Below are 10,501 nucleotides of genomic sequence, written 5' to 3'. Positions count from 1 at the left end.
TGCTCAACCAAAGCTTGGTTATCAGCGGCTTCGCTAAAGTTAGGTTGTAGCGTTTGTGCTTGTTTGTAAGCATCTATGGCTTGTTCTAGCTGTCCTGATTTGGCAAGCGCGTTGGCATAGTTATAAAAACCAGTGGCTGATTTATCTTTACTAAAGGCTTCTAGTGCGGCATCAAAATTACCTTGTTGGTACAACGCAGACCCTTTTAAGCTGCTTGAGTCGGCATTGGCGGCCCGTTCAAAATCTTTATTTTTATAAGCATCTAGCGCTTGCTGATCAGTGTTTTTTAAAAAAGAGGGGAGCTCTAATGCACTTGCCTGTTGGGTTGGCAAAACGCTGAGTACTAAAAAGGCGCCTACAAATGCTGCACTTCTAAATAAATAAAGGCCTAAGGGAAGTAAAATAAGTAATCCATATATACCTGCGTCTATGCGCCACAGGGCATGGCTTTGTTTTTCATCTTTTAATAACTCACTGTTGGCACTTGGTGCAAAAGTGGCTATGTCACTGCTGCTTGGTTGGTAAAGGGCAAACTTTCCACCACTGCGGGTCGCTAGGCTTTTTAAGCGGCTTATGTTAATGGTGGGGATGACTATTTGACCGTAGCTGTCTTTTAAAAAACCGCCTTCAGGTAATTTAATTGGTGCGCCTTGCTCTGTGCCTACGCCATAAATATTTAGCCGATAAGAAGAATTACTGGTAAAGCTAGTAATATCGCTTTGCTCTTCTTGGTCTATGCCATCGGTGACTAATATTATATCGCCATCAATATAGCCTGCTTGTGTTAAAAGCTCTTTTGCCATATCAAGGCCAGCTAAAACATTAGAGCCTTTGTCGGGCATAATGTCGGGGCTTAAACTCGGAATTAAATTAGTAAGCGTAGTGGCATCGTTTGTAAGTGGCGAAATAGTAAATGCACTGCCGGCATAGGCAACTAAAGCGGTGTCGCCTTCTTTAAATAGCTCAATCATATCGAGTGCTTTAAAGCGTGATTGCATTAAACGATTTGGTGCTATATCGGTACTGTACATTGAGTACGACATATCCATTACAATCACACGGGCACTTTTACTTTGAAATACAGGAACCTGTTTTTCTTCAAAACTAGGACCTGCACTAAAAATAATAGCTAAACAGCAAAATACAGCGACCAGCCAAAGTGGCTGGCTGGCTTTAGTGTTTGACTCGTTCATAATAAACGGCGCCAAATGAGGGGCAATTAGGTTATCTGCGCTTTGTTTTTTATGCTTAATAAAGGCTATAAAAAACAACGCAAGTGCAGGTATTAAAAGCCACAAAACAGCGGGACGAATAAATGTAAAGTCCATTAGTTAGGCTCCTTTAATGCACGTAAGGTGCTTAACATTACTTTTAAACTAATGAGTAAAATAGCAATAAGTAGTGGGTAGTAAAACAATGAGCTTTGCGGGCGAAATGTTTGCTCATCTGCGCTAATTGGCTCTAATTTATCAAGCTCTGCGTAAATTTGCTGAAGGCCAGCCACATCTTTGGCTCTAAAATATAACCCACCGGTTTGTTCGGCAATGTCTTTTAACAAGCTTTCATCTAAGCTGCCCCCACTCATACCACCCATATTAAATAGGCTAAATCCTCGGGGGTTATCTGAGCCAACACCTATGGTATATACTTTTATGCCTTCCTCGCGGGCAAGGAGTAGGGCATCTTCAGGTTTTAAATTACCTGCGGTGTTTTGGCCATCAGTTAATAGCACCACAATACGGTTACTTTTATCTTTGTTGGCAAAACGCTTTACCGATAAACCTAGCGCATCGCCAATAGCAGTGGCACGCCCAACTAAGCCAATTTGAGACTCACTGAGCATTTTACTTACGGTTTTAACATCGCGAGTCAGTGGCGTTTGTAAAAATGCGGTGTCGCCAAATAATATCAGGCCTAACCTGTCGCCTTGGCGCTGCTCTATAAAGTCACTCAATACCGCCTTTACCATAGTGAGGCGATCAACATATTGGCCGTTGTAAGCCATGTCTTGTTCGGTCATTGAGCCAGATAAATCGACCGCAAGCATTATATCGCGCCCTTCGTTTGGTAATGAAATAGGGTCGTCTAACCATGTCGGGTTGGCTGCAGCAGTGACCAGTAATAGCCAAAGTAGCCATTCAAAAATAGTTAGTTTACGTGCGCTTTTTTCAAGGCTTTGGCTGGCTAAGTTATGTTTGGCAAAGCTTGGAATACGTAACCGGGTATGTGCGTTACTGGCAGCAGGTTTTAATAATAAAAGTAATAAGGGCAGAGGTAGTAATAAAAACAACCATGGCCAGCTAAATTCAAACATGTACTGGCTCCTTTAGTTTAAATTGCTTTATGCCTTGGCGTAATTTTTCGTTAAGCGCGTCATTGGTTTGCTGCGCATTATACAGGCTTAAAAGCTCATGCTCGGTAAAGCTTAAACCGGTTAAGGTATTAAGTGTGTTACACCAGTTAGCAGTTGATTGCGTTGCTAGGCGTTTATCGTAATACTCTATTACTAAGCGCTTTAAAATAATATGAAGTGTTTGCGCGCTTTGCTCGTTGTGGCTTAAATCGATTGCGTAGCGCTTAGGCTTTTTAAATTTATAATTTTTGTAAAACCAAAAAGCAGCTGCACAGATTGCTATGAACAGCAGGGTAATAATAACCCACCAAGCAGGGGCGAGTGGCCACCAACTAACTTGGCTTGGCGCTATTATATCGTGCAGGCCATCGAGTGGATTGGTTTGCATGGTTATTTTCTCACTAATTGCAGCTCAAGCGGGCTCGCTGCATTGAATGATATTAAGTTAAGACCCGATTTAGTTAAGCGATTTAGACGTGCGCTAAATGCTTGCTCGGCGTTTTTTGCAAAGCGTTCTCTAAAGCTTTTATCCATAAGCGGTAGCGCAAAATCTTGGCCGTTGGCATTAACAGTGACAGCGTTTTTAAACGCGGGGAGCGTATGTTCAAACGGATCACTTATATAACAGCCTATCAGCTCACAGTGGCGGCTTAGTATTTCTAATTGTTTAAAGCTTGCATCATCTAAGGCATTAAAGTCAGAGACTAAATACACTAAGCTGCCAGGTTTAGCTAAGTGGTTAAGGCGTTTTAAATTATCGCTAAAGTTGTTGGTTGCTTGTTTGTCTATATTGTTAAGTGCTTGCTGGTGGCTGTCGCATAGATTATGACACAGCTTTAATACCGCTTTTTCGCGGGCGCTGGGCTTTAGTTCTAAATGCGAGTGTTGATTAAACACAATACCGCCAATTCTATCTCCGCGTTGACACGCCGACCACGCAACTAGCGCGCTAATGTGCGCAGCCTGTACCGACTTAAGCAGCAGCTTTGAGCCAAATAGCATAGAGTTTGAAAAATCAGTAAATACAAAAACTGGGCGCTCTTTTTCTTCTTGAAAAAGCTTTGTATGGGTTTCGCCGGTACGCGCTGTTACTCGCCAGTCAATAGAGCGAATGTCATCACCTTGCTGGTAATGACGCACTTCGGCAAACTCCATGCCTCGGCCTTTATGGGGCGCAAGGTATTGCCCAGTTAAACTGTTTTTAATTTTAACTTTAGGTGCCAGCTCTAATAACTGTGCTTTAGCTTTGTAATACAGCAGTTCTTTTAGCGCTAAATTTACACCGTGGCTGTGGCTTTCTTTTAGCCACGCCTTTGAGTCTAATTGTGTTTGCATAACTTAGGGTACGGCTACAAGTTCAACAATGCGGCTTATAACCTGATCTTTAGTAATGCCATCAGCCTGTGCTTCGTAGCTTAAAATAATACGATGGCGCAGTACATTATGTACAACGGCTTGAATGTCATCGGGTGCTACAAAATCGCGGCCATGTAACCAAGCGTGGGCACGGGCACATTTATCAAGTGCAATGGTAGCACGCGGGCTTGCGCCAAACTCAATCCAACGGCCAAGTTGCTCATCAAACTTAGCCCCTTCACGAGTGGCAATAATAAGCTGTACTAAATATTGCTCAAGCGGCTCGGCTAAATACAAGCCTAAAATAGCTTGGCGAGCGGCAAATAAATCGCTTTGGGTAATTTGTTGCATAACCGCTTGTTGTTCATTAAGAGCTTCACCACGGGTTAACCGCAGTATGTCTAGCTCGTGCTCTGCACCTGGGTAATCAATGCTTAAATGTAATAAAAAGCGGTCTAATTGTGCCTCTGGCAGTGGGTAAGTCCCTTCTTGCTCCAGCGGGTTTTGGGTCGCCATTACCATAAACAAATCGCTTAGCGGGTAGGTGTTTTTGCCTACCGTTACTTGGCGCTCTGCCATGGCTTCTAGTAGTGCTGATTGTACTTTTGCTGGGGCACGGTTTATTTCATCGGCTAAAATAAGGTTATGAAATAAAGGGCCTTTCTCAAACACAAACTCGCTGGTTTGTTGGCGGTAAATATCGGTGCCGGTTACATCGGCAGGTAATAAGTCGGGCGTAAACTGTACGCGCTGGAACGAGCCTTCAATACCTTTAGCAAGGGCGTTAACAGCACGGGTTTTTGCAAGCCCTGGCGGGCCTTCTACTAATAGATGGCCATCCGCTAAAATGGCAATAAGGAGTGCTTGAGTAAGCTCTGGCTGGCCAATAATTTGTGTATCTAAGTACGTTTTTAATTGTTTGAATGCGTTAGCTGCCATAATAAATAGACTTCCTCGTCAGCTGGGTTTGTACCTAATTTATTTTAGGTGATTAATACTGACCTAGTTATAAGGTTTATAAGTGAGTAACTCAAGAGTTAGACTGTATTTTTAAAAATAGTTCGTTATTTTTTAACGGTTTTTAGCGTACCACAAAACTTTGTAAAAACGCGTAAAAAAGCCTATTGTGGTAGTCAATATTAAGCACTATGTATATATCTACCTTTAGTGCTTTTGTATAAATTTGTGTTTATCTATTGGCTTTAGCACACGGGTTGTTTAGAATCGAGGAAAACAAACAGGTCAGACCTGTCAGCGGGAGAGCATAAATGTCTGAGCAAAACATACTAAAAACACCAAAAGGCGACCGTATTGCCATCGTTAGCGGCTTACGTACTCCTTTTGCAAAACAAGCAACAGCGTTTCACCATGTACCAGCCCTTGATATGGGTAAGTTGGTGGTTAACGAAATGCTTGAACGATTAAATTTCGACAAGTCAGAAATCGATCAACTTGTATTTGGTCAAGTAGTACAAATGCCAGAAGCGCCAAATATTGCACGTGAAATTGTTTTAGGTACGGGTATGCCAGTAGGCGTAGACGCGTATTCAGTATCGCGCGCGTGTGCTACCAGCTTTCAGGCCATTGCTAATGTAGCTGAATCTATTATGGCAGGCTCTGTAAATGTAGGTATTGCCGGTGGCGCCGATTCATCTTCAGTATTACCTATTGGCGTAAGTAAAAAATTGGCAGGTAGCTTAGTTGATTTAAACAAAGCACGTACCTTAGGCCAGCGTTTACAAATATTCTCAAAACTGCGTTTAAAAGATTTATTACCAGTACCGCCTGCGGTTGCTGAGTACTCAACAGGCCTTTCAATGGGGCAAACTGCTGAGCAAATGGCTAAAACACATAACATAAGCCGTGAAGATCAAGATGCACTAGCGCATCGCTCGCATTCACTTGCAACCCAAGCATGGGCCGATGGCAAGTTAAAATATGAAGTAATGACGGCGCACTTACCGCCATATAAAAGCTTTATTGAAGAAGATAATAACATTCGTAAAAATTCTACAGTTGAAGGCTACGCTAAGCTTAAACCAGTATTTGACCGCCAACATGGCTCGGTTACCGCTGCTAATGCAACACCATTAACCGATGGTGCAGCTGCCGTACTGATGATGAGCGAAAGCAAAGCAAAAGCACTAGGCTACGAAATTTTAGGTTATGTACGTAGCTTTGCCTTTTCGGCAATTGGTGTAGAAAAAGACATGCTAATGGGCCCAGCGCATTCAACGCCTATCGCACTTGATAGAGCAGGAATTACACTTGCTGATTTAGATTTAATTGAAATGCACGAAGCCTTTGCATCGCAAACACTTGCCAATATGAAAATGTTTGCATCAGATAAGTTTGCGCAAGAAAAACTTGGTCGTAGCAAAGCAATTGGCGAAATTAACATGGATAAGTTTAACGTTAATGGCGGCTCACTGGCATATGGTCACCCATTTGCAGCAACCGGTGCTCGTTTAATTACGCAAAGCTTACACGAGCTTAAACGTCGTGGTGGCGGTTTAGCATTAACAACAGCGTGTGCTGCTGGTGGTTTAGGTGCAGCCTTTGTATTGGAGAGCGCGTAATGACAGATTCAGTATTTAATTTAACGGTAGATGAAAACAAAATTGCCGTAGTAACCATTGATGTGCCGGGTGAGAAAATGAACACCCTGCGCGACTCATTCGCTGATGACTTAAAAGCTTTACTTGAAGCGGCTAAGCAAGAGTCAGTAAAGGGGATGGTATTTATAAGTGGTAAAAGCGATAACTTTATCGCGGGCGCTGATGTAAAAATGCTTGATAGCGTGCAAAAGCGTGAAGATGCGTTAGCAATTAGTGAACTTTGTCATCAAGCCTTTTTTGATATGACAAAACTACCTTATACAACAGTAAGTGCAATACATGGTGCTGCGCTTGGTGGTGGTTTAGAGTTTGCTTTAGCGTGTGATTACCGCGTAGGCACAGATAGCGATATGACTAAAGTAGGCCTGCCTGAAGTACAACTTGGTTTATTACCAGGTGGCGGTGGTACGCAGCGTTTAACTAAAATTGTAGGCATTCAAAAAGCACTTGAATGGATGCTAACAGGCAAGCAGATTCGCCCTAAGCAAGCTAAAAAAGCAGGCGTATTAGATGATGTAGTACCACAGAGCGTATTACTAAAAGTCGCTAAAGAATTTGCCGCTAAGAAAAAGCCAGCAGATAAAGAGCCAAAGCTTGATAAAGTAAGCAAATTATTAGAGTCAAACCCGTTTGGCCGCAACTTTATCTTTAAAAAAGCCAAAGAAAACGTCCTTAAAAAAACCGGCGGACATTATCCTGCACCGCTTGCGATTATTAAAGCTGTGCGTGCAAGTGTAGAGCTTGATAAATTAAAAGCATACAAAACAGAAGCTGAAAGCTTTGCAACACTTGTAATGAGTGATGAATCTAAAGCGCTTCGCGGTATTTTCTTTGCAACCACTGAAATGAAAAAAGAGTGGCGCAACGACGATGCGCCAGCAATCAGTAAAACAGCTGTTTTAGGTGGCGGCCTAATGGGTGCTGGTATTGCGCATGTAAGCGCAGTAAAAGCCAAAGTACCTGTACGTATTAAAGATGTAGCAGAGCAGGGCATTAGTAATGCCATGAACTACACCTACAAAATTTTAGATAAGCGCCTTAAACGCCGCATTATGTCTAAAGCTGATATGCAGTTAACAATGAACCGTATTACCGGTACTACCGACTACAGTGGCTTTAAACACATTGATTTAGTAGTAGAAGCTGTTTTTGAAGATTTAGCCTTAAAGCAAGGTATGGTTGCCGATATAGAGCAGCAATGCCAAAGCAATACTATTTTTGCAAGTAACACGTCATCACTGCCTATTTCACAAATTGCAGCACAGGCACAGCGCCCTGAAAACGTGATAGGCCTGCATTACTTCTCGCCAGTTGAAAAAATGCCATTAGTGGAGATTATTCCGCACGAAGGGACTTCACAAGAGACTATAGCGCGCGTAGTTAACTTTGCACGTAAGCAAGGTAAAACGCCCATTGTGGTAAAAGACATGGCAGGCTTTTACGTAAACCGTATTTTAGCGCCTTATGTAAATGAAGCAGCTAATTTAATGCTTGCCGGTGAGCCAATTGAAAAAATTGATGCAGCCCTTGTAGAGTTTGGTTTCCCAGTTGGGCCGCTTGCTTTACTTGATGAAGTAGGGATTGATATAGGCTCTAAAATAGCCCCAATTCTTGAAAAAGAATTAGGCGAGCGTTTTAAAGCGCCAGATGCATTTTCTCGTATGATTGATTCAAAACGCCTAGGCCGTAAAACGGGTCGTGGTTTTTATGAGTACGATAAAAAGAGCAAAAAAGTTGACGAGTCAGTGTATGAGCTATTAGGTGTAACCCCTGCACCGCGTTTAAATAAAAGTGAAATTGCTAAGCGCTGTGTATCACAAATGCTTAACGAAGCCGTGCGTTGTTTAGACGATGGCATTATTGCCAGCCCACGTGATGGCGACATTGGCGCTATATTTGGTATTGGCTTCCCACCGTTTTTAGGTGGACCGTTTAGCTATATGGATAAATTGGGCGCCAGCAAGGTTAGCTCTGAAATGTCTACATTAGCGAATAACAATGCAAATTTTGCCCCATGCGACACGTTAGTAAGTATGGCTGAATCAGGCGCTAAGTTTTATCAAACGCAGCCTGTTGCAGATGAGCCAAGCCCAGCACCTGTTGCTGAACAAGCTATAGAAGCAGAACCTGCTGATGAGCAACCTCAAGAAGAGAGCGTTGACTCACCAAAACAAGACTCGTAAAACAGCTTGATTAAAAAAACCGCATTATATGCGGTTTTTTTATATCTGCTATTTGTAAATATAGAATACTAGGGCGCAATAATACCAACCCGCAATAATACTTAATCATTCTGCGGGGCTAAACGTGTCGCTACCTGTGTTAAAAACGTGCATTTATAAAACCTAAATTGCCAGTTTTTATTTAGTTATCGACAGGTTTTTACCCTCAAATAAGACTTATAATTAAGTGGCTTGCTATAAAGTATGTTAGCTTAATTTGCAGCTAAGTAGATAAGAGGTAAACCATCATGCAGTTGTTTACAGCACGATTGGCAATGCGCCCACTTCAAAGCAGTGATTGGCCATTATTTTTGCAGTTACATCAAAATCCTACCGTGATCCGTTATTGCTACGATATGCCCAGCGAAGCGTTTGTACGCAGCCGGTTTGAACAACGTTTAAAAAGTTGGGATAGCACTTCTACTCATCCACTTTGCCTTGTGGTATTTGATAAGCATTCAAATGAGCCCATGGGTGTAACGGGGTTTACATACGAACTTGAGCAAGCTGAGCTAGGCTATTTGTTTTTACCCGCGTATTTTAATCAAGGCTTTGCCAGTGAGTCATTGCGTGCCGTGATTGAGTGGGCATGGCAACAATGCGGTATTGCACAGTTTAAAGCCGTGGTTACAAAGGGGAATATAGGGTCTGAAAAGGTATTACAAAAGTGTGGATTAACGTTAACTGGCATTAATACGCAAGCGCACACTATTAATAATACACGTTATGATGATTTGATATATACATTAAAATTGTAGCAAATAGGGCTAGCAAGCTAGCCCGTGATGGTGGTTTCTATAGATGTGCTTCAATTGCTTTACGGTCTTTTTCTGGCATATTCTCAACAACTAATTTGAACGAATTATCGATCATTCTTTCAATTTCGCCTTGTGGAATAGAGCCATCTAATATCACCGTATTCCAAAGCCGCTTGTTCATATGATAGCCAGGGATCACCGCAGGAAAAATATCACGCAATTTAAGTGCTTCATCGGGATCGCACTTTAAATTAAGCCACCAAATAGGATCTCCATCATCATTAACGTCTCCATCATTACCTAAGGCAAGGGTGGCAAACATTTTATGATTTACTTTATAAACATCAACCTCTTGAGCAAATGGTTTTGTCACTTGCACCAAGGGCTTCTTTACTAAATACTCATGTACTGTGTTTTGGTCCATGATCCAATCCTTGAAGTCATACTCGGTAGAGATACCATAGCAGTTTTTTTCGCTTTTGATTATAGGTATTTAGTTTTAAATTAAAAATTTGCAAGTCTATATCAAATGCAGCCCCAAATTAACGTATTTTTAGTTGAACAATACCCAGTTCGTGGTATGTTTCTGGCAATCAAAAAAATAATAGGAAAACCCCCATGCCAAAGGCGAGTGAAGTTAAAAAAGGAACCGCGATTGAGTTTAATAATCGCGTGTTGGTAGTTAAAGATATTGTACGTTCAGTTCCACAAGGCCGTGCAGGCGGTAGTTTGTACCGTATGCGTTTATACGATGTAGTAACAGGTGCAAAAGTAGACGAAACCTTCAAAGACAGCGACATGCTTACCCTAGCAGATTTAACTCGCCGCGAAGCAATGCTTTCGTACATTGATGGCGATGAATACGTGTTTATGGATAATGAAGACTACACGCCGTATAACTTAAACAAAGAGGCGATAGCAGAAGAAATTCAATTCGTTAACGAAGAAACGCAAGGCGTACACGTTATTGTAATTGATGGCTCGCCTGTAGGTTTAGATTTGCCATCAAGCGTAGAGCTGGTTGTTGAAGAAACAGACCCTTCAATCAAAGGCGCTTCTGCCAGTGCACGCTCTAAGCCTGCACGCCTGAGCACGGGTTTAACCATTTCGGTGCCTGAGCATATATCTACGGGCGACCGTATCCGTATTAATACGGTTGAGCACAAATTTATGGGTCGCGCTGAAAAGTAACCC

At 42.2% G+C, this 10,501-nt stretch carries 10 protein-coding genes; 4 read left to right on the top strand and 6 right to left on the bottom strand.

All coding sequences use genetic code 11. The annotated features are described in order from the left end of the window. The 5 genes from B2R65_RS01280 to B2R65_RS01260 all read right to left on the bottom strand — a co-directional run. Positions 1-1,328, bottom strand: a 1,328-nt coding sequence (locus tag B2R65_RS01280; protein WP_286740444.1) for a vWA domain-containing protein, incomplete at its 3' end; no start/stop codon positions are given. After that, on the bottom strand, positions 1,328-2,314 hold the full coding sequence (locus tag B2R65_RS01275) for a vWA domain-containing protein (protein WP_024031872.1): 987 nt from the start codon (positions 2,312-2,314) through the stop codon (positions 1,328-1,330). The genes B2R65_RS01275 and B2R65_RS01280, both read right to left, overlap by 1 nt. Next, positions 2,307-2,741, bottom strand: a complete 435-nt coding sequence (locus B2R65_RS01270) for a DUF4381 domain-containing protein (protein WP_055253030.1) — start codon at positions 2,739-2,741, stop codon at positions 2,307-2,309. Before B2R65_RS01270 ends, B2R65_RS01275 begins: the two co-directional genes overlap by 8 nt. 2 nt (positions 2,742-2,743) lie before the next feature. Then, complete coding sequence (locus B2R65_RS01265; protein ID WP_286740443.1) at positions 2,744-3,688, bottom strand: DUF58 domain-containing protein; 945 nt, start codon at positions 3,686-3,688, stop codon at positions 2,744-2,746. Between the two features lie 3 nt (positions 3,689-3,691). Then, entirely contained in the window at positions 3,692-4,648 is a 957-nt protein-coding gene (locus B2R65_RS01260) for an AAA family ATPase (protein WP_004587307.1), read from the bottom strand. A 329-nt stretch (positions 4,649-4,977) separates the two neighbouring features. Here B2R65_RS01260 and fadI point away from each other — a divergent pair, with 329 nt between their 5' ends. From fadI to B2R65_RS01245, 3 genes are all read left to right on the top strand, one after another. Next, a complete protein-coding gene (gene fadI, locus B2R65_RS01255; protein WP_286740440.1) occupies positions 4,978-6,288 on the top strand; it encodes an acetyl-CoA C-acyltransferase FadI in 1,311 nt (436 codons plus the stop codon). Next, positions 6,288-8,510, top strand: coding sequence for a fatty acid oxidation complex subunit alpha FadJ (gene fadJ, locus B2R65_RS01250; protein WP_248443124.1), 2,223 nt, complete (start codon positions 6,288-6,290; stop codon positions 8,508-8,510). The genes fadI and fadJ overlap by 1 nt, the downstream gene beginning before the upstream one ends. Before the next feature lie 287 nt (positions 8,511-8,797). Further along, complete coding sequence (locus tag B2R65_RS01245; RefSeq protein ID WP_286740437.1) at positions 8,798-9,307, top strand: GNAT family N-acetyltransferase; 510 nt, start codon at positions 8,798-8,800, stop codon at positions 9,305-9,307. Positions 9,308-9,344: 37 nt separating this feature from the next. Here B2R65_RS01245 and B2R65_RS01240 read toward each other — a convergent pair whose 3' ends face one another. After that, complete coding sequence (locus B2R65_RS01240; protein ID WP_004587303.1) at positions 9,345-9,731, bottom strand: MmcQ/YjbR family DNA-binding protein; 387 nt, start codon at positions 9,729-9,731, stop codon at positions 9,345-9,347. 194 nt (positions 9,732-9,925) lie between these two features. Between B2R65_RS01240 and efpL the strand changes: the two genes are divergently transcribed. Beyond that, positions 9,926-10,498 carry an elongation factor P-like protein EfpL gene (gene efpL / locus B2R65_RS01235; protein WP_004587302.1) on the top strand — a complete coding sequence of 191 codons (573 nt, stop codon included), beginning with the start codon at positions 9,926-9,928 and terminating at the stop codon, positions 10,496-10,498. Positions 10,499-10,501: the final 3 nt, after the last annotated feature.

The organism is Pseudoalteromonas sp. UBA2102, from assembly GCF_002331165.1.
In the GTDB taxonomy this organism is placed as follows: Bacteria; Pseudomonadota; Gammaproteobacteria; order Enterobacterales; family Alteromonadaceae; genus Pseudoalteromonas; species Pseudoalteromonas atlantica.
The sequence above is the reverse complement of the archived record's forward strand: the minus strand, read 5'-3'. Positions and strand labels throughout refer to the sequence as shown.

Coding starts and splice junctions, on each gene's coding strand:
- B2R65_RS01275 (WP_024031872.1), bottom strand. CDS start 2,314: ATGTTTGAATTTAGCTGGCCATGGTTGTTTTTATTACTACCTCTGCCC.
- B2R65_RS01270 (WP_055253030.1), bottom strand. CDS start 2,741: ATGCAAACCAATCCACTCGATGGCCTGCACGATATAATAGCGCCAAGC.
- B2R65_RS01265 (WP_286740443.1), bottom strand. CDS start 3,688: ATGCAAACACAATTAGACTCAAAGGCGTGGCTAAAAGAAAGCCACAGC.
- B2R65_RS01260 (WP_004587307.1), bottom strand. CDS start 4,648: ATGGCAGCTAACGCATTCAAACAATTAAAAACGTACTTAGATACACAA.
- fadI (WP_286740440.1), top strand. CDS start 4,978: ATGTCTGAGCAAAACATACTAAAAACACCAAAAGGCGACCGTATTGCC.
- fadJ (WP_248443124.1), top strand. CDS start 6,288: ATGACAGATTCAGTATTTAATTTAACGGTAGATGAAAACAAAATTGCC.
- B2R65_RS01245 (WP_286740437.1), top strand. CDS start 8,798: ATGCAGTTGTTTACAGCACGATTGGCAATGCGCCCACTTCAAAGCAGT.
- B2R65_RS01240 (WP_004587303.1), bottom strand. CDS start 9,731: ATGGACCAAAACACAGTACATGAGTATTTAGTAAAGAAGCCCTTGGTG.
- efpL (WP_004587302.1), top strand. CDS start 9,926: ATGCCAAAGGCGAGTGAAGTTAAAAAAGGAACCGCGATTGAGTTTAAT.